Here is a 19,806-nt window from a genome sequence, read left to right as displayed (position 1 = left end):
TTTACAAAATATTTTAATATTCGATCCTTACTCTAAGCTTATCTTAACAAAAATAAATCGATTTCGTGAACTACAAGGGTAACAAATTACGTAACTAATTGATATAGTTAAAGAAAGCTAAAAGACATGGCAATTTCGCAACATTTAAATAAAATCAGGAAACATGTTTTAAGGCGCTCTAAAGTAATTTAGCAATGTAGAAAAGCCCCCAAATTTTTACCAAAGCTTACCATCAAAAAAAGTAATAACGTAAAAATTAAAAAAAATGAAAACATTTTATTCATTCACCGCAATTTTGGGTTTGAGTTTCTTTATATCTTCTTTCAATACACTTGAAAACAGCAATTTTTCCCATAAAAAAACTTCAAACCACACAACCGTTTTCAACGATACAGATCTTGCAAACGCTGAAAAAGCGAATGACTTTTTTAAAAGGTATGCTGATTTAAAAAAATACAAATCAGATGTAATGTCATTATACAGAACCAGAACTCTTGGAACGATTTGGTTTGATGAAGACGAAATCAATGAATTTGGTTCTGTATTATATGAAAAAGCAAAAAAAACTAATGATTTAGTATTTCCTTACCAAAATGAAATTGACAAACTTTTTGATGATTCGTTAGAAAACAATCCATCTAAAACGGATGCTGACATGCTTTTAAGTTCAATGTATGTTTTGTACACTAAAAAAAGCAATACAGACAAGAAAAAATTGTCCTACAATGACATGTTGAAAGATTTTTTGAACTACAGTACTATCGAAGAATCATCTGCTACTGCGAATCTTGATGCCAAAGTAGAATACGACCAATATTATAAATTGGAAGATGTATTGAAAAAATACAAAAAACTAGACCGTTCACATAAATGGAAACCAATTGTTCCTGCTGAATCTCCTTATAAAGAGTTACGCCCGGACGCTGTTTCCAGCACTATTGCTCAGGTTAGAAATCGTTTGTATCTATTAGGCGATTTAAAACAGGATTCTAAAAGTGATGTTTACGACCGTGAACTGATGGATGCTGTAATGAAATACAAAGTCCGTAACGGATTTAAACCAAACTATATTCTTGCAGAAGAACATATTAAAGAAATGAATATTCCGCTTTCTGAGAAAATGGAAACTTTAAAACTGAATATGGAAAGATGCCGCGCCATTGCATCTCAAATTGCGGCAAGCGACGAATATGTTTTGGTCAATGTGCCTTCGTATGAAATGGTATACGTTAAAAATGGAAAAGTACAGTTAAATTCACCTGTTTTTGTTGGAGCTCCTTTAACTAAAACTACCATTTTCAATGGTGAAATTGACAGAATCGTTTTTAGTCCTTATTGGACCGTTCCACAAAGCATTGTTCAAAATGAATTACGATCTAAAATTGCATCAGATCCAAATTATTTAGCAGAGAAAAATATGGAAATGGTAAACGGACAAGTAAGACAAAAACCAGGTCCGGATAATTCTTTAGGGTTGGTAAAATTCATGTTCCCAAATTCTGATGATATTTACATGCACGATACACCTTCTAAAACATTATTTGATTTTGAAAAAAGAACATTTAGCCATGGTTGCATTAATGTAAAAATGGCTAAAGAATTAGCTGTTGCTATGCTTAAAGATTATCCGGAATGGACACAAGCTAAAATTGATAAAGCAATGGAAGGAAAAGTAGAAAGCAGTTTCAAATTATCTAAAAAAGTACCTATTTACATTACTTATTTTACTTCATTAGTTAATGAAAATGGGGAAATTGGTTTCTTTCAGGATGTATACGAAAAAGATAAAGAGTTAACTGGCGAAAGTGCCATTGCTGCTCAATAAAAATAATTCAATTCAAGTGTAGTGAGAATTTATCAATTTTGATAAATTCTCACTTTTTTTTTCTAAATTACCGCCAAAAAAAAGTCTTAACTCATTATTTTAAAACCTTTTACAGGCAACAACTCTTTCCGGATCTCAAGATCTTTGCACTCCAATTATACCACTGATTTATAATATTTAAAAAATTAACTATTATGAAAACAAATAATATTGAAGGCCTAACAATGTTTGAAATAAACGTCTTAATCCAACAGGGAGGAAAGTTTATCATTTTTCCTTTTATTCTGTCCAAAATGGTCAAAAGAATTAAAGAATCCAATATTTATTTTATTCGTCCGAATGAGAGTACTTTCAAATATGCTTTAAAACATTTCTTTATCAACCTTTCTGCGGGTTGGCGCATATTTCCGTATGGGCCGGTTTATGTGGCAAAATCGCTTTTTTATCTAATTAAAGGAGGTAAAGATTATACGGATACTATTTTAAAGGATTTAAATACAAACAAACCCGTTTACAATCCGCAAACCCGATTATCTTACAAATAAAAACTGCTCTAAAAACAGCATCAACGATTGTATAAAAAAAGATCCTAATTAGGAAATATTGTCCTAAAATCAACCTTATACTATCCCTTTGACCTACTTATCTTTGAGACTGGGGATATTTTGTTAATTCTAACACAAAATGTTGCGGTCTAACATATAAAATTGTGGCTTTATTTTTGAATAAGTACTATTTTTGAAACTTAAATAAAACCCCAATAATGAAAAAGATTTTTCTATTAGCCGTTACATTTTCTCTAACGTCTTGCGCACAGGTACAACAGACTTTAAATCAATTGCCTCAGATAGCATCTCAGATTCCAACAACAGGAACTGTAGATATTGCTTCAGGATTGAAGGAAGCTTTAAACAAAGGAATCACAGAACAAGTAAGCAAATTAACTGCTGTTGACGGATTCTATAAAAATGAAGTTGTAAAAATATTAATGCCGGAAGAATTACAAAAAGTAGATGCAACACTACGCAAAGTAGGTTTAAGCTCACTGGCTGATGAAGGAATCAAAATGCTGAACCGTGCTGCTGAAGATGCTGTGAAAGAAGCAACTCCTATTTTTGTTTCTGCGGTTAAAAACATGAGTTTTACAGATGCTAAAAACATCCTTTTAGGAAACGACAGCGCTGCAACTAGTTATTTGCAAAATAGTACAACAACAGCTTTGTATGGTAAATTTAATCCTGTGATTAAAAGTTCTTTTGAAAAAGTAGGCGCCGATGTAGTCTGGAAAAACATTATCACAAAATACAACACTATTCCATTAGTAAAAAAAGTAAATCCGGATTTGACTGATTATACAACAAATCAGGCTTTGGCAGGTGTTTTTAAAATGATTGCTGTGGAAGAAAAAGAAATAAGAAATGATATTTCTGCCAGAACAACACCTTTATTACAAAAGGTTTTTGCTATGCAGGATGGAAAATAATTTTTCCTAAAGATTCAAAGAGACAGAGTGACAAAGGTTCAGAGCAGCCTTTGCTACTTTGAACCTTTGTAACTTTGTCACTAACCAAAATAACCAATTATATAAGAATGCAAAAAATAACCATTTTAATTCACTGTAAAGACCAGAAAAACATTATCGCTTCCGTAACTACTTTTATTGCTAAAGTAGGCGGAAACATTACCTACATCGACCAACATGTTGATGTGGAGCAAAATGTATTTTTTATGCGATTGGAATGTGAATTTGCCAATTCTGAAATTACAATTGAAAGCTTTAAAGAAGACTTTGACCAAACGCTTGCATCAAAATTTGATATGTCCTGGGATTTGTACAGTCAGGAACAAAAACCTAAAATGGCATTGTTTGTTTCTAAATATGATCATTGTCTTTTTGATATTTTGGGTCGCTATAGTGCCGGTGAATTGAATATCGAAATTCCGGTTATTATAAGCAACCATAATGATTTAAGATCAATAGCTGAAAAATTTGACATTCCGTTTCACGTTGTTCCTTTTACTAAAGACAATAAAGAAGAAGGCGAAGCCAAACAAATTGAGTTATTAAAAAGGTACCACATTGATTTTATTGTTTTAGCGCGCTATATGCAAATTATCACTCCAAAACTGATTTCACTTTACGAAAACAGAATCATCAATATTCATCACTCGTTTTTACCTGCTTTCCCGGGAGCTAAGCCTTATCATTCTGCTTTTAAACGCGGTGTAAAAATTATTGGTGCCACAAGTCATTACGTAACCGAAGAACTGGACGAAGGTCCGATTATCGAACAGGATATTGCAAGAGTTTCGCATATTCACTCTGTAGAAGATTTTATCATGAAAGGACGAGATTTGGAAAGAATCGTTTTAGCAAGAGCTATAAAATTACATTCTCAACGAAAAACAATGGTTTATAGCAACAAAACGGTGGTTTTTTCTTAGTTTTTTAAGGTACAAAGAGACAAAGGGACAAAGGCTCAAAGGTTTTCTTTTTGAAATGATTCTCATCCTTAAAACAAACAAATCCGACAGGTTTTTAAAACCTGTCGGGTTTGTTTTTAAAACTCTAAGAGAAACCTTTGTTCCTTTGCCTCTCTGAACCTTTGAACCTTTTTATCTAACCACAATCGCCAATCTCGGATCGTCAAAGGCATCTACTTCTGGCATCGTCATTCCAAGAGCATTTGCTACACCTTCTCCGTATGCAGGATCGGCTTTAAAGCAATTTCTGATGTGGCGAACCTGAATAAATTTTTGTGCACCACCAACTTGGGCTGCAGTATTTTTGAATAACAGTTGTTTTTTCTCTGGAGTTAACAAGTTGAACAATAATCCAGGTTGAGAGAAATAATCATTATCATCATCCCTGAAATTATGTGCCCAGGCATCGCCATGAAGTTTTAAAGGCGGTTCTTTAAATTCCGGTTGTTCCTGCATTTCGCCAAAGCTATTTGGTTCGTAATGTTTTTTAGAACCGTTATTTCCATCAACGCGCATTGCTCCGTCTCTGTGAAAAGTATTATACGGGCATCTTGATGCATTTACCGGAATCTGGAAATTATTAACTCCTAAACGATATCGGTGTGCATCTCCGTAAGAGAACAAACGTGCCTGAAGCATTTTATCTGGAGAAAAACTAATTCCCGGAACCACATGCGCCGGATTAAAAGCTGCCTGTTCTACTTCGGCAAAATAATTTTCCGGATTTTTGTTTAGTTCAAATTCTCCCACAGGAATCAATGGGAAATCTTTTTTCAACCAAACTTTAGTCAGATCGAAAGGATGAAAACGATAATTCTCTGCTTGTTCCTCTGTCATAATCTGAACAAACATTTTCCATTTTGGGAAGTTTCCTTCTTCAATAGCATCAAACAAATCTCTTTGGTGGCTTTCGCGGTCGCCTCCAACTAGTTTTGCTGCTTCTTCATCAGAAAGATTGTCAATACCTTGTTGGGTTACAAAATGAAATTTTACATAATGCCTTTCATTTTGTCTGTTTATAAAACTAAAAGTATGACTTCCAAATCCGTGCATTTGTCTGTAAGATTTCGGAATTCCTCTGTCGCTCATTACAATGGTAACCTGATGTAAAGCTTCCGGTAATAGTGTCCAAAAGTCCCAATTATTATCAGCACTTCTTAAATTGGTTTTTGGATCACGTTTTACAGCATGGTTCAGATCTGGAAATTTCATTGGGTCGCGAAAAAAGAATACCGGAGTATTGTTTCCTACCAAATCCCAGTTTCCTTCGTTGGTATAGAATTTCAAGGCAAAGCCTCTAATATCTCTTTCCGCATCTGCCGCACCTCTTTCTCCCGCTACTGTCGAAAATCGGGCAAACATTTCAGTCTTTTTTCCTATCTCAGAAAAGATATCGGCTCTGGTATATTTTGTAATATCGTGCGTTACGGTAAAAGTTCCATACGCACCAGATCCTTTGGCATGCATTCTTCTTTCGGGAATCACTTCGCGGTCAAAATGCGCCATCTTTTCTAAAAACCAAAAATCCTGTAATAAAACGGGTCCGCGAGGACCTGCAGTCTGAATGTTTTGATTGTCCGGAACGGGAGTTCCTGTAGCAGTTGTTAATTTTTTACTCGAATCCATAATGCTGATTTTTAATGTTTTACCAAATATACAAACTTATCCTTACCATATTCATAAACAAAATTGATTGGCACTATATTTTAATAATCAAAAGTTATTTATTGTTGCAAAAAGCTCAAAATCGGGTATTTAAAAATCTTAACGTATGTCCAACAAAGTAATAACAAAACCTTAACAGCATTACATCGATTTATGTATGACCTTTGTAATGTAATAAACTGGTTATTTATTATTTTGGTTTTGGTTAGTTAAATGATGCCGGCTTCTTCGAGGAGCCGGCATTCTTTTTTATATTAAATTCCAAATAAATTTAAATAACTTAAATAAAAAATTCCAAATTCCAATCTTAGCCACATATAGCAAAAATTGGAATTTGGAATTTTAAATATTGGAATTAAATTAAGACATTAACTTATATCCAACAAAGTATAACAAGATCTTAACAGCAATACATCGATTTATGTATGACCTTTGTAATGTAATAAACTGGTTATTTATTATTTTGGTTTTGGTTAGTTAAATAATGCCGGCGTCTTCGAGGAGCCGGCATTATTTTTTGATTAAATTCCAATAAAAAAAATCCTAATTCCAATTTAAACAAGTTTGGAATTTGGATTTTGAAAATTTTGGGATTTTTAAATTTTAGACATTAACTTATATCCAACAAAGTAATAACAAGATCTTAACAGCACTACATTGATTTATGTCGGATCTTTGTAATGTAATAAACTGGTTATTTATTATTTTGGTTTTGGTTAGTTAAATAATGCCGGCGTCTTTGAGATGTCGGCATTCTTTTTTATAAAAATTTGGTTTGCTTTGTTTCAAGCTTAAGATTTCAGGTCACCTTACTTTGAACATAATTTAACCGCAAAGAGCGCAAAGTTTTTTATTTAAAGGCTTTACAAAAAGCGCAAAGTTAGCAAAGCTTTGTGTAAAAAACTTTGCGAACTTTGCGTAATTCTTTGCGCTCTTTGCGGTTAAATCAAAGCACTCTAAAGCTAACCTGAAACCTGAGACAAAGAAAACCTGAAACTAATTTTTAAGTCTTTCCTGTAACAATTTAAAATAAGAAAAAGCCTTTGATAATCGGCTTCCATGCCAGGAGAACATTTCGCCGTCTACGAAAATAGTCTTGGCATGATGCGTAAATCTTCCGATTTCGAAAGCATCTTCTTCTTTAAAAGGATACGGTTCTGATGACAAGAAAACAATATCCGGATCGCCTTCCAAACGCATTTTCCTTAATTCGATTTCAGGATAACGGCCTTTGTCTTCGTAGATGTTTTTAAAATGATTAAGTTTTAACAGCTCATTTATATACGTATCCTTTCCGGCAACCATATATGGGTCTTTCCAGATAAAATAAGCTGCTTTCTTTTCCTTAATCTCTTTTATGTAATTTTTGAAATCGCTTAAAGCGAAAGTCAATTTGTTGTTCCACTTTTGAGCTTCGGTTCTGCAATTGAATAATTGTCCGAAATCTGAAATCATTTGAAAATTGTCTTCGATTGAAACAATATTCGTAACCCAAACCGGACAGATTTCTTTTAACTGATTCACAATTTCTTCGGTATTCTCTTCTTTATTACAAATGATAATATCCGGCTGCAGCAATTTGATTTTTTCAAAATGAATTTTCTTTGTTCCACCGACAATCTTTTTGGTAGACTTAAAATGAAACGGATGGACACAAAACTTCGTTATTCCGATAATTTTATCTTCTAAACCTAAATCATACAATAATTCTGTTTGGGAAGGAACCAGCGAAACAATTCTTTTTGGAGTTGTTTCAAAAGAATGAATCGTTCCTAATTGGTCTTGAAATTGTTTCATGAGTTTAGATTGTTTTTTTTTTTACCGCAAAGTTCGCAAAGATTTACGCTAAGAACACAAAGTTTTTTCTTTGGGAACCTTGCGAAAAACCTTAGCGAACTTTGCGGTTAATCTATTTAAAATTATTATGCTTTGGAATTAATAATCTCTTCCATTTCTTGTTGCACTTTCAAAGCCTCTTCTCTGGCCTTTTCAGCAAAATCAGTTCCTTTAGAAGCGTAGATGATCGCTCTTGCAGAATTTACTAAAAGACCTACTTTATCATTCATTCCGTATTTACAAACTTCAGACAAACTGCCGCCCTGAGCACCAATTCCCGGAACTAATAAAAAACTATCCGGAACAATTTTTCTGATTTCGGTAAAATATTCGGCTTTTGTTGCACCAACAACATACATCAGATTTTCGCTGTTTTTCCAGGTTTTAGAAGTTTCCAAAACCTGTTTGTACAATTCTTTTCCATTAGTATTTAAAGTCTGAAAATCGAAAGCACCTTCATTAGAAGTTAAAGCCAGCATGATGGTATGTTTATTTTCGAAAGCCAAGAAAGGCTCAACAGAATCTTTTCCCATGTAAGGAGCAACTGTTACACTATCAAAATTCAAATCTTCAAAAAAAGCTTTGGCATACATGCTTGAGGTATTGCCGATATCACCACGTTTTGCATCTGCAATGGTAAAAATATCAGGATAATTTTCGTTGATGTAATTGATTGTTTTTTGCAAAGACATCCATCCTTTTATTCCGTATGCTTCAAAAAATGCTGTATTCGGTTTGTAACCAACAGTCAAATCATGAGTAGCATCGATTATCGCTTTATTAAATTCAAAAATTGGATCTTCTGATTCTAATAAATGCTGTGGCATTTTAGCAAGATCCGGATCTAAACCAACGCATAAAAATGATTTTTTTTGAAGAATTTGTTCGTGTAGTTGTTGTGTTGTCATATTGTGTTTTGCTTGTGCGGCAAAATTACAAATAATATTGTTGGTTTCAAGTCTCAAGTTTCAGGTTTCAGGTTTCACAACATTATCTAATTTCCTAATTAACATTGAATTTCTGTAACATCTGTAAAAAATTGTGTAAGAGAAAATTATAGCTTGAAGGTATCTTTGAGAAAACCTTTAATACAGACAATTATGAGCCCTAATATCGGAATTACATCAAAAAACCTAAAAAAGAGTGCTGCAATATTAGCCACGATTTTATCTAACGAAATGACTTTATATGTAAAAACCAGAAAATTTCACTGGAATATTTCTGGAAACAGCTTTATGGAATTACATAAGCTGTTTGAAGAACAATACCGAATTCTTGAAGCCCAAATCGACGAAGTTGCCGAAAGAATCAATCAACTGGGCGAAAAAACAATTGGCACCATGAAAGAGTTTATTGAAAATTCTACTCTTAAAGAATCTCCTAAAGAATATGCTTCGCAAAAACATATGTTGTCTGAACTTTTAGAAAACCACGAACAACTAGTAACGGAATTCAGAGGTTATATTCCTGTTTTTGAAAACGAAACCAACGATGCCGGTTCTGCCGATTTTGTTACAGGATTGCTTCAGGAACACGAAAAAATGGCGTGGATTTTAAGACGCTATCAGGTTTAATCTGCACTGTCAGGTTTAATTTTTTAATTCTCAATTTTTAATTGAAATGAAAATTATACAACAGTTATTAAAATAAATGTAACATGATCCTGTTTTTTAATTTGCAATTTTACAATACAATAATTTCAAACAAAAAAACATCATGAATACTACTGAAATAAAAGGAAACTGGAACGAGTTAAAAGGAAAATTAAAGCAAAAATATGCTGAATTAACAGATGATGATTTGATGTTTGCTGAAGGAAAAGAAGACGAAATGTACGGAAGACTTCAGCAAAAATTGGGGAAAACTAAAGAAGAATTCCACAAAATCCTGTCAGATTTGTAAATCCTTACAACTCAACCGGGAAAATACCGTCTAGTAAAAATATTAGGCGGTATTTTTTTGATAATTTTATTTTAAAATGCATTTAACTTGTAATTCTAAGCTTTTTTTAAGCAAAAACACCAAATAAAATAAGTATCTTTAACCAAATTTCTATAAAATGAAACTATTTATAAAGTTCGACATAAATACAATTTGCTCTCTTTATTTGAAACAAAATCTGGAACAAAATAATATTAATTTTACTACTCTGGGATTTGGAGAAATCGAGATTGAAGACAATATAGATGCCGAAGCACTGGATAATTTAAAAACTAAATTAGCTCCATGCGGTTTTGAAGTAGTTGAAAATCAGAAAAGTGTTTTGGTCCAAAAGATTAAAGATGCAATTATTGAACTTGTTTTTATGGACGACAGTAATAATTATAAAAGTTCTGTGTTTTTGGCCGAAAAGTTAAACCACAGCTATGGTTATTTATCTAATGTTTTCTCAGAAGTAACCTATTCTTCTATTGAAAACTTTATTATTTTACAGAAAATTGAAAGAGCAAAACAATTGATTATTATCAATGAAATGAGTCTGACCGAAATTGCCTTTTTACTAAACTACTCGAGTGTTGCCCATTTGAGTACGCAGTTTAAAAACACAACCGGAATTACTCCGTCTGCTTTTCAGAGAATTATCAAGAAACGAAGAGAAAATTTAAAATAAAAACCCAAATACCACGATCAAATGCAAAAAAACGCATTACACATTTTATTAGCCGACGATGATGAAGATGACCGTCTTTTCTTCAAAGATGCTTTTGAGGAAATCAAAATTCAGACAAATGTAAGTTTTGTTCATGACGGAATGCAGCTGATGGATCATTTATTAAACACAGACAATAAACTTCCCGATATTTTGTTTCTGGATTTGAACATGCCTAAAAAAACAGGTAAAGAATGTTTGATTGAAATCAAGAAAACAGAGCATTTAAAAGATATAATTATTGCGATCTATTCTACTTCTTCATCTGAAGAAGACATTGAAGATACTTTTATTCAGGGTGCCAATATTTATATCAAAAAACCAAGCGATTTTAATACGCTTAAAAAAATAATTAATGAGGTCGTGACCGTAAACTGGCATTATCATACTTCAGGACTTAACCGTGATAATTTCTTGCTGCGACTAAAATAAGCACACATAAATGAAGTGGATACCAAATTTTAATTCTTCAAACTCTTTGAGAGTTATTTTTGTAATCGCAGTTTTCATTCTGTTATTTCTTTCTTCAATTGCTTATAAGCATAATCAGGACTTGAATGAATCAAGCAAAGTGGTTATGCATACTTATGAAATAAACATTCAGCTCGAACGACTAATGTCGGCGATAAAAGATGCAGAAACGGGCCAGCGAGGTTATATCATAACTCGTAATGCCCGTTTTCTTACTCCTTACATTTATTCGAGAGATAAAGTAAACACTTCTTTTATTACTTTAAAAAAACTGACTGCTGATAATCCGCAGCAACAGGAAAATCTTCAAAAATTATTCAAACTCATCACCCAGCGATTTGTTTCTTTTGAAAACTGTTTAAAATACAGTGATCCTAAAACGTATGACAAAAGAAAACTCGACAATCATATGTTTGGTGGACGAATCTTAATGGAAAACATTCGTTTTAAGGTTGATGAAATGAATGATATCGAAAAAACTTTTCTAAAAACAAGACTTAAAATATACGATTCTGAAATTTCTTTAAGTCCGCTTTTTTCTATTTCATTGTTTCTGGTTGCTTTATGTTTTATTTTATTGGCTTATAGACAAATCAGTCGTGATTTTGAACGCTTAAAAATTTTCAATAAAAGACTTTTAATTTCCAGCGGCTTAATTGCCGAATCGGAAAGCATTGGTAATTTCAGCACCTGGCAATGGGATCTGGATTCGGATAAAATTGATTATTCAGATAATCAATATCGTCTTCTAGGACACGAGCCAAACTCTTTTGTTCCTAATAAAGCGACACTTTTAAAATTTGTTCATCCCGACGATAAAGAAACATTTGCTAATTATATGGACGGAATTGTGGAGAGAAAACAACTTCCGTTTGTTTATTATAAAATTGTCCGTCCTAATCATGAAGTGCGTTATTTTAAAACAACTGCTAAAATTGTAACCGATCAACAGGGAAGTAAAATTTTGCTTGGAATTAATTTTGACATCACAGACGAGCATTTGTTAAATATCGAACTTCAGGAACGAAATAAAGAACTGGAAAAAAGCAATAAAGAGCTGGCTTCTTTCAATCACGTTGCAAGTCACGATTTACAGGAACCGCTTAGAAAAATCCAGACTTTTATCTCGAGAGTTTCAGATGCTGATAAAGCCGTTATGTCTGACAGTGCCAAAAATTACATCAGTAAAATTGAAAGTTCAGCAAAAAGAATGCGTGTTTTGATTGATGATCTTCTTTTATTTTCGAGAACCAATACAACCAAAAAAGAATTCATTAAAATAAACCTGAACGAACTTTTGGACAATGCCGAATCCGAGCTGGCAGAAGTTATCGAAGAAAAGAAAGCGGTTATCAAAACCAATAAGCTTCCTAAACTTTCGGTAATTCCATATCAGATCGAACAACTGTTTATTAATTTAATTGGAAATTCATTAAAATACAGTCAGCCCGGAATTGAACCTGAAATTTCAATTACAAGCGAAAAGGTAAACTCTGCAGATTATCCCGAAGTACTGGAACAATCTGTCAAGAAATTTCACAAAATAACTTTCACCGACAACGGAATGGGATTTGACCCTCAGTTTAAGGAAACTATTTTTATTCTTTTCCAAAGGTTGCATTCTAAAACAGATTATCCCGGAACCGGAATTGGACTGGCAATTTGTAAAAAAATTGTCGAGAATCACAAAGGCCATATTCTTGCTGATAGTACTCTTGGAAAAGGTTCTGAATTCACCGTTTTTCTTCCGGATTAGAAATCTGAAAAAAGCTTTAAGAAATTGTAAGAAAAAAAATCTGCACTTTATATTCAAAATAATAAAAGAAATCATAGAAAAATCTGTGGTTTCTTTTTTTTTTACGCCAAACAAAAACGAATCAAACCCCTGAATTACAAAGGGTAAACCAATTAAATAATCTCGTTATGGGAATTATATAACGTTTCGTTTTTATGCTGTAAAGCAAAATCTTTCATTCGTTAGCATCTTTGTAATGTAATACTTGAGGAAATAACAATGAAAGCAATTCCCCCCTTAAAAGCTTCTGTTTTAAAAGTCTTTTTCTTGTTCGTATTAGTATTATGCATGACGTCATGCAGAAAGATTAATCCGATAGAAAATTCTTTAAAGAATCAGGCTTTTGTGATAACAGAAAAAGAAGAGACAGAAACCTATTTCTTTATTTCGACGGCAAATGCGAGTAAATCAATTATTTCTAAAAGTCAAATTGCACAACAAAAAAGTTCAGACGCTATCGTTCAGGAATTAGGAAAAAGAATCGAGAATCAGGAAAATCAGATTTTGGACGAAATATCAAAAATGGCCGCCATGAAGCTCATTGTCATTACTGAAATAAATGCCACACACAAAAGAGACCTGTACAACCTCATTGATGCAAAAGGCAGCGAATTTAACGATGTCTACTTAAACGCCATGAAAGACGCTTTAGGCAACCAGATTGAATTATTTGAAACCATTTCCAGAGAAACAAACGATAAACAGATTCTGGAACTAGTCCTGAGATATTTGCCTGAACAATACAAGCTCTTAAGAGAGACAGAAAGAATAAGAAAACAAAATGTATAAACGCCTATTATCTATCTATTAACTAAATTTTTTACTATGAAATTACAAGCCAATTTTTTATGCGCCTTAACACTTTTTTTAGCAGCAACATTTGGAACGCTGCACGCTCAGGACAATAATGTAAATACCGAATTCGGTGTAAAAGGAGGATTCAACATGTCAAACCTAATTGATAGCGGAGATGATGTTAATGACAAAAACGTTTTGTACGGTTTTAATGCAGGATTTTATGCTACCCTTCCCGTTTCAGATTTTGTAGCGATTCAACCAGAACTTTTATTCACTACGAAAGGAGCTGAATTAGAATACAACAATGTCATAGAAGGAAATGCAAAATTTAGATTAAACTATATTGAACTTCCTCTTTTAGTAAGAGTAAATATTACTAAAAACTTTAATCTACAAGCAGGTGGATATGCATCATATTTAGTAAGCTCTAAAGTTACTGGAGATGGGGATATCGCATTTGATGAAGCTATTGACACAGATGATCTTAACAAATTTGATGCTGGTATAGCTGCAGGTGTTGGAGTTGATTTCGATCCAATTAGCCTTGGTGTACGCTATAACTATGGCTTAACAACAGTCGGTAAAGAAAGATCTATTGGAGGAACAACCTATACATTTCCAGATGTTAGAAACAGCAATTTGACTTTATACCTTTCGTATAAACTGAATTAAAAAGAGAAATTAATTATTAACCTCTAAAATAAAAAAACCATGTCTAACTTATTATATACAATCGCGGTGATTCTGGTTATACTTTGGGCTTTAGGGTTCTTTGTTTACAGTTTCGGAAGCATTATCCATATTCTTTTAGTAATCGCCATTATCGCAGTACTTCTCAGACTTATTAAAGGTCGGGAAATTTAAAAATTTAAATCAACAAATTATAAATATTAATCCAATTTAAAATTAATTATTATGAAAACTAGCACAACAATTTTAGGAATTTTAGGAGCCGCAGCGGCGGGAGCAGCAATAGGAGTTTTATTCGCACCGGATAAAGGTTCAAACACAAGAAAAAAAATCAAAGATAAATCAAAAGATTACGGAGATAACATTAAAACAAAGTTTGACGGTATTGTAAGCACAATTAAATCAAACGGTAAAGATATTATCGAAGATGGGAAATCTAAACTAGCTCAGGTTAAAGACGATTTCAATACACTGAAAGACGATGCTAAAGCAGTAAAATCAAACTACTAAAAGCTAATCAAATTAGTGATTTTTTCAAACCATAAAACCCTATATCATGGAACCAAATGCAACAACAAACGAGGATCTTAATCTTTATGAAAAAGCTGAAAACTATGCTAAAACAAGTTTAGAATTACTAAAACTAAAAACAGTGTGTTCAGTTGCTGATGGTGTTTCATCATTAGCATCAAAGATAGCAATCGGGATTGTTGTTGCATTTTTTACCTTGTTTTTAAATGTAGGGATCAGTTTATGGATTGGTAAAGAGCTTGGAGAGTATTACTATGGTTTTTTTATTATGGCATTATTTTATTTAATAGTTGCAATAATCGTGGTCAAATCACACCATAAAATCATAAAAACACCAATTGGGAATACTATTATTTCAAGTATTCTGAAAGAAACGAAATAGAGATTTAATTTATTAATACAAAAAACTAACCTATGGAGGCTATTATCAATATTGATCAATTAAATCAAAAAATACAAGAATTAGAAGTTCGTCAGGACAATGAATGGTGTGCTATAAAAGATCATATCGATGATTTGAAAGAGAATTTAAAACCAATCAATTTAATTCGAAATACTGTTGAGGAAATTAACGAGACAGTAGGTTTTAAAAGCCATCTAGCACAATCGGCCATCAGTATCGGAATTGGATATCTGGCTAAACGATTTATAGTCGGAAAAGGCGATACCATGTTCAAAGGCATTTTAGGCTCAATTGTTCAGCTTATCGTTACCAATTTGGTTTCTAAACCACAAAACGAATCTTCGCATGAAACTTCTGAAGAAGAGGAATATTCATCACAGTATTAAACATCGCAAGAGTAATTTGTCAAACTAAATTTATGTATTATGGAAAAGTTAAGCGAAATAGTATTAAAAAATGGTGTATACGTTTACTCGAACCTATATAAATGTTTTGAATACACAAGAGTATTTTTAGGTGTCTAACTTTCATTATACGCTTTTGGGGGAGCGGTTAATGAAGATGTGACCTTCACTATATTTTAAAGTTGCTAAGGTTCTAAGATGCTAAGATGCTGAGTTTTTTATTTCGATAAATCGAAATTTAGTAAAACCCTAATTCATAGTTAAAAGCAATCTGGCCTTTAAATAAAACGGTCTGTTTCACAAGTGAAACAGACCGTTTTTTAATTAAAAAAGTTCGCAGAACTTAAAAAAACTTAGAATCTCAGTATCTTAGAATCTTAGCAACTCAGATCCTTAGTTATAATTCTGATAAATCGGCAATTTCAAACCAACATAAACGTTAGCTCCTTTAGAACTGTTTGAAAACAGGTTTGAAACCAAAGTTCCTGAACCAATAAAAATTGGGCCAGCTCTGAAACCAGTTCCGATTTGAGTTCCGCTGTATTCCATATACGTTACCGGAAGATAAAAACTAAACTGTCTTGTCTCATATCTTGGCGTAAATGTAACCGAATTCGCGATAGTTGTTCTGTTGACTTTGTTGGCATTAACCAAACTGAAATCACCGCTTAAATTCAAGTAAAATCTATTGTCGATATTCCAGTCAAAATTGGTATGTAATGCTGTTGGCAGATTGGCTTTAACCGCTTTTTTAGAGGATGTTTTAGTATAATTTTGATCAAAGAATTCGAAAATATCTTCGGCATCATCAATATCCTGCTGCGTTACTCTTCCGTTTAAATTATAGGTGTTCTCCGTAATGTTTTTGTAGTTCAGACTTCCAATATCCGTTACCGAAGCTGCTGCTTTAAATTTATAACGGTTTCCAATACAAGTATGACAATTGGTACGATATTCATAAGTAAAACCAAGATCTACGCCTACTCCGGCTGAAGACGGATCGAATTTCATCTTGTCTCCGTTTTCGTAATCATAACTTGCAGCGGTTCTTAAAGTTCCGGTTGAATAATATTCACTCAACGCCGGATTAACAGCGTTTTTATTGAAAGCCACACTAATATCACTTCCGTTAATATAACCGTTTGCGCCAGCCATTAGGTATTTTAAGGTAATTCCGCCTTTTACAAAATGATCATCACGGTCTAACAAAACTGTTCCATAAGAAGCGCCAATTTCGGCCCACGAATTCGTAACTCCGTTCGGATTTCCGCCTGAAATTAAAAAGCTGTTCGAAACATCAAGATCTTTATTGACCTCATCTACAAGTTCACCATTTACACCTACCATATTGGTTATACTGCGAACACGTGAAAAAAGCGCAATACTGTGTACAGGCGTAATATTAAGCGTAAAAGAAGGCCCCAGAACATCCAGATTTAAGTTTCCTCTGTTATTGCTTTTGAAGTTTTTGCTCGCATCAACGTCCAGATCGTAATCTCCGTCTAAAACATCCAGGACATTTACTCCGTACAAATCGTTCTGCCCTGTCCCACTGGCAGAAAAAATCGTAACGTCAGATCTGTACTTAGAATCTACAACTGCAGACGGATTAAACAATACGCCCTGAATCCCGGCATAATTGTCGTCCCGAAAACCAAAATAAGACTGTGCGTGCGAATAAAAAATGCTTCCTAAGAAGCAACAGAAAAGTAAAGTTTTCTTCATAAATAAAATTTAGATTGGTTGGTTTGGTGCAACAAATATGAAACAAAAAATGTTAAAAAAAAACTTCATGAATCTATCGATTCGTGAAGTTTTTTTTGAGATGCTGAGAGACTAAGGTTCTAAGATTCTAAGTTTTACTAAAACTTCTTATAAATCTTACCGCTTACTTACCTACTGTAGTATTGTCCTTAATTTAAACCTAAAAAAAATAGTAATACTAATTTTTAAATGATTTAAAACTTTACATTAATTTCTTAAAAAAATAACTTTTTTTTCTAAAAGGTACAGAGTTACAGAGTCGCAAAGTTTTCTCTCCTATTTTGTCATCTTGACGAAGGAAAGATCACACTAGAAACTCCACAAAGATTGGCCGTTTTGTTTCTCGCAGATTTTGCAGATTTCCAAAATATATACTCAAATATTATACTTTGTGTCCCAGCGGTTGAAACCACTGGCTATCTTTTCAATCAATACGCTTTTTATTCTTTTTTGTCATCTTGACGAAGGAAAGATCACACTAGAAACTCCATAAAGATTGGCCATTTTGTTTCTCGCAGATTTTGCAGATTTTGCAGATTTCCAAAATATATACTCAAATATTATACTAGCGTTCCAGTGGTTGAAACCACTGGCTATCTTTTCAATCAATACGCTTTTATTCTTTTTTGTCATCTTGACGAAGGAAAGATCACACTAGAAACTCCACAAAGATTGGCCATTTTGTTTCTCACAGATTTTGCAGATTTTGCAGATTTCCAAAATATATACTCAAATATTATACTTTGTGTCCCAGTGGTTAAAACCACTGGCTATCTTTTCAATCGATACGCTTTTTATTCTTTTTTGTCATCTTGACGCAGGAAAGATCACACTAGAAGCTCCACAAAGATTGGCAATTTTTGTTTCCGCTTCTGATAGCTATCGGGACAGCAGATTATAAAGTTTTTTTCCTTTCTACGAATTACCACAATATATGTCATTCCGACGAAGGAGGAATCTCCGCAAGAAACTCTACAAAGATTGGCCGTGTTGTTTCTCGCAGATTTAGCGAATTTGGCGGATATACACTTTGCGTTCCAGTGGTTGAAACCACTGGCTATGTTTTCAATCAATACGCTTTTATTCTTTTTTGTCATCTTGACGAAGGAAAGATCACACTAGAAACTCCACAAAGATTGGCAGTTTTTTCCAAAAAAAAGCCGAACGCAAGTTCGGCTTAATTATATGTTTAAAGGGAAAACTTAGTCCCTTAGTATCTTAGCATCTCAGAACCTAAGAAGTTCATGTTAGTAAACTTCCGAAGCTTCCTTCAATTTCTCCATGTTATTAACCAACTGAAGCTCAGAAACAATTTTATGGATATCACCGTTCATGATGTTTCCCAAATCGTAAAGTGTTAAACCAACACGGTGATCGGTTACACGTCCTTGTGCATAGTTGTACGTACGAATCTTAGCCGAACGGTCTCCGGAACTTACCTGAGAACTACGTTTTTTAGCATCTTCTTCCTGCTTTTTGGCCAATTCCATTTCGTACAAACGAGAACGTAATACCATTAAAGCTTTATCTTTATTCTTGTGCTGTGATTTCTCATCCTGACATTGCGCCACCAATCCTGTCGGAATGTGCGTTAAACGTACAGCCGATTTCGTAGTATTTACCGACTGCCCACCAGGTCCTGACGAACAGAAGAAATCGACACGAACATCGTTCATATCTACCTGAACATCAAATTCCTCTGCTTCCGGCAATACCATAACCGTTGCAGCCGATGTATGTACACGTCCCTGAGTTTCGGTCTGAGGTACACGCTGTACACGGTGCACACCAGCTTCAAACTTCAAAGTTCCGTACACATCTTCTCCAGTAACTTCAAAAATAACCTCTTTGAAACCTCCGGAAGTTCCTTCGTTCATATCTACAACAGATGTTCTCCATCCTTGTGTTTCACAGTATTTCGTGTACATTCTGAATAAATCTCCTGCAAAAATACTCGCTTCGTCCCCACCCGTTCCGGCGCGGATCTCCACCATAACGTTTTTCGCGTCTTCAGGATCTTTAGGAATCAGCATGAATTTGATTTCCTCCTCCAATTCCGGCAGGCGTTCTTTTGCTTCATCCAACTGCATTTTGGCCATTTCCACCATTTCAGCATCACTTCCGTCAGCAATAATTTCGTTTGCTTCGTCGATGTTGGCTAAAACTATGATGTACTCTTCTCTCTTTTCAACCAGAGCTTTTATCCCTTTGTATTCCTGGTTAAGCTGTTTGTAACGTTTTTGATCAGAAATAACATCCGGCTGAATAATCAAATCCGAAATCTCATCAAAACGCTGCTTTACATATTGAAGTCTATCTAACATTTTCTAATTCCTTTTATTGGACGGCAAAATTACAAAATTTTTATTGATTTTTCTAGTGGTTATTTTTTGAGGGATTTAAGTTGAATGTTTCGTGGAATTAGGATGGTTTTTAGGAGCTAATTCCTGCTATCCGCTATATCTTTTTAGGCAGAAGGTTTACGGCTTT

General features: G+C 33.7%; 20 protein-coding genes. 15 read left to right on the top strand and 5 right to left on the bottom strand.

Going from position 1 to position 19,806, the window contains the following annotated elements; all coding sequences use genetic code 11:
- Nucleotides 1-265: 265 nt before the first annotated feature.
- The 4 genes from HYN56_RS12765 (at nucleotide 266) to purU (ending at nucleotide 4,270) form a co-directional block, all read left to right on the top strand.
- On the top strand, nucleotides 266-1,825 hold the full coding sequence (locus tag HYN56_RS12765; protein ID WP_109192526.1) for a L,D-transpeptidase family protein: 1,560 nt from the start codon (nucleotides 266-268) through the stop codon (nucleotides 1,823-1,825).
- 194 nt (nucleotides 1,826-2,019) lie between these two features.
- Nucleotides 2,020-2,370 (top strand): hypothetical protein, encoded by a 351-nt coding sequence (locus tag HYN56_RS12760; RefSeq protein WP_109192525.1) that lies wholly within the window; start codon nucleotides 2,020-2,022, stop codon nucleotides 2,368-2,370.
- A gap of 218 nt (nucleotides 2,371-2,588) precedes the next feature.
- Nucleotides 2,589-3,308 carry a DUF4197 domain-containing protein gene (locus HYN56_RS12755; protein ID WP_109192524.1) on the top strand — a complete coding sequence of 240 codons (720 nt, stop codon included), beginning with the start codon at nucleotides 2,589-2,591 and terminating at the stop codon, nucleotides 3,306-3,308.
- 107 nt (nucleotides 3,309-3,415) lie between these two features.
- Entirely contained in the window at nucleotides 3,416-4,270 is an 855-nt protein-coding gene (gene purU, locus HYN56_RS12750) for a formyltetrahydrofolate deformylase (RefSeq protein ID WP_109192523.1), read from the top strand.
- Between the two features lie 171 nt (nucleotides 4,271-4,441).
- Here the strand turns inward: purU and HYN56_RS12745 are convergent, their stop codons facing one another.
- From HYN56_RS12745 to pyrF, 3 genes are all read right to left on the bottom strand, one after another.
- Entirely contained in the window at nucleotides 4,442-5,935 is a 1,494-nt protein-coding gene (locus HYN56_RS12745) for a catalase (RefSeq protein ID WP_109192522.1), read from the bottom strand.
- A 1,035-nt stretch (nucleotides 5,936-6,970) separates the two neighbouring features.
- Complete coding sequence (locus tag HYN56_RS12740; protein ID WP_109192521.1) at nucleotides 6,971-7,771, bottom strand: ABC transporter substrate-binding protein; 801 nt, start codon at nucleotides 7,769-7,771, stop codon at nucleotides 6,971-6,973.
- A gap of 125 nt (nucleotides 7,772-7,896) precedes the next feature.
- Complete coding sequence (gene pyrF, locus HYN56_RS12735; RefSeq protein WP_109192520.1) at nucleotides 7,897-8,718, bottom strand: orotidine-5'-phosphate decarboxylase; 822 nt, start codon at nucleotides 8,716-8,718, stop codon at nucleotides 7,897-7,899.
- A 192-nt stretch (nucleotides 8,719-8,910) separates the two neighbouring features.
- Here pyrF and HYN56_RS12730 point away from each other — a divergent pair, with 192 nt between their 5' ends.
- From HYN56_RS12730 to HYN56_RS12680, 11 genes are all read left to right on the top strand, one after another.
- Nucleotides 8,911-9,384 carry a Dps family protein gene (locus HYN56_RS12730; protein ID WP_109192519.1) on the top strand — a complete coding sequence of 158 codons (474 nt, stop codon included), beginning with the start codon at nucleotides 8,911-8,913 and terminating at the stop codon, nucleotides 9,382-9,384.
- Nucleotides 9,385-9,526: 142 nt separating this feature from the next.
- Nucleotides 9,527-9,712: a CsbD family protein gene (locus tag HYN56_RS12725; RefSeq protein WP_091491509.1), complete on the top strand. Its 186-nt coding sequence runs from the start codon at nucleotides 9,527-9,529 to the stop codon at nucleotides 9,710-9,712.
- Between the two features lie 157 nt (nucleotides 9,713-9,869).
- Nucleotides 9,870-10,421, top strand: coding sequence for a helix-turn-helix domain-containing protein (locus tag HYN56_RS12720; RefSeq protein WP_091491510.1), 552 nt, complete (start codon nucleotides 9,870-9,872; stop codon nucleotides 10,419-10,421).
- 21 nt (nucleotides 10,422-10,442) lie between these two features.
- Entirely contained in the window at nucleotides 10,443-10,892 is a 450-nt protein-coding gene (locus tag HYN56_RS12715; protein WP_109192518.1) for a response regulator, read from the top strand.
- Between the two features lie 10 nt (nucleotides 10,893-10,902).
- Nucleotides 10,903-12,687, top strand: a complete 1,785-nt coding sequence (locus tag HYN56_RS12710; RefSeq protein ID WP_109192517.1) for a sensor histidine kinase — start codon at nucleotides 10,903-10,905, stop codon at nucleotides 12,685-12,687.
- A 258-nt stretch (nucleotides 12,688-12,945) separates the two neighbouring features.
- Nucleotides 12,946-13,515, top strand: coding sequence for a DUF4142 domain-containing protein (locus HYN56_RS12705; RefSeq protein ID WP_109192516.1), 570 nt, complete (start codon nucleotides 12,946-12,948; stop codon nucleotides 13,513-13,515).
- 36 nt (nucleotides 13,516-13,551) lie between these two features.
- Complete coding sequence (locus tag HYN56_RS12700; RefSeq protein WP_109192515.1) at nucleotides 13,552-14,196, top strand: porin family protein; 645 nt, start codon at nucleotides 13,552-13,554, stop codon at nucleotides 14,194-14,196.
- Nucleotides 14,197-14,235: 39 nt separating this feature from the next.
- Nucleotides 14,236-14,388 (top strand): lmo0937 family membrane protein, encoded by a 153-nt coding sequence (locus HYN56_RS12695; protein ID WP_109192514.1) that lies wholly within the window; start codon nucleotides 14,236-14,238, stop codon nucleotides 14,386-14,388.
- Between the two features lie 51 nt (nucleotides 14,389-14,439).
- Nucleotides 14,440-14,724, top strand: a complete 285-nt coding sequence (locus HYN56_RS12690) for a YtxH domain-containing protein (protein ID WP_109192513.1) — start codon at nucleotides 14,440-14,442, stop codon at nucleotides 14,722-14,724.
- 46 nt (nucleotides 14,725-14,770) lie between these two features.
- Nucleotides 14,771-15,127 carry a hypothetical protein gene (locus tag HYN56_RS12685; RefSeq protein WP_109192512.1) on the top strand — a complete coding sequence of 119 codons (357 nt, stop codon included), beginning with the start codon at nucleotides 14,771-14,773 and terminating at the stop codon, nucleotides 15,125-15,127.
- A 32-nt stretch (nucleotides 15,128-15,159) separates the two neighbouring features.
- The gene (locus HYN56_RS12680) at nucleotides 15,160-15,534 is read left to right on the top strand and encodes a hypothetical protein (protein WP_109192511.1); all 375 of its coding nucleotides are present in this window, start codon (nucleotides 15,160-15,162) and stop codon (nucleotides 15,532-15,534) included.
- Nucleotides 15,535-15,945: 411 nt separating this feature from the next.
- On the opposite strand, the gene HYN56_RS12675 is transcribed toward HYN56_RS12680, so the two are convergent.
- Entirely contained in the window at nucleotides 15,946-17,277 is a 1,332-nt protein-coding gene (locus tag HYN56_RS12675) for a DUF5723 family protein (protein WP_109192510.1), read from the bottom strand.
- 1,286 nt (nucleotides 17,278-18,563) lie between these two features.
- A complete protein-coding gene (gene prfA, locus HYN56_RS12660) occupies nucleotides 18,564-19,640 on the bottom strand; it encodes a peptide chain release factor 1 (RefSeq protein ID WP_109192507.1) in 1,077 nt (358 codons plus the stop codon).
- Between the last annotated feature and the right edge of the window lie 166 nt (nucleotides 19,641-19,806).

Source organism: Flavobacterium crocinum, assembly GCF_003122385.1.
GTDB classification, from domain to species: Bacteria; Bacteroidota; Bacteroidia; order Flavobacteriales; family Flavobacteriaceae; genus Flavobacterium; species Flavobacterium crocinum.
This window is presented reverse-complemented; position numbering and strand designations above follow the sequence as displayed.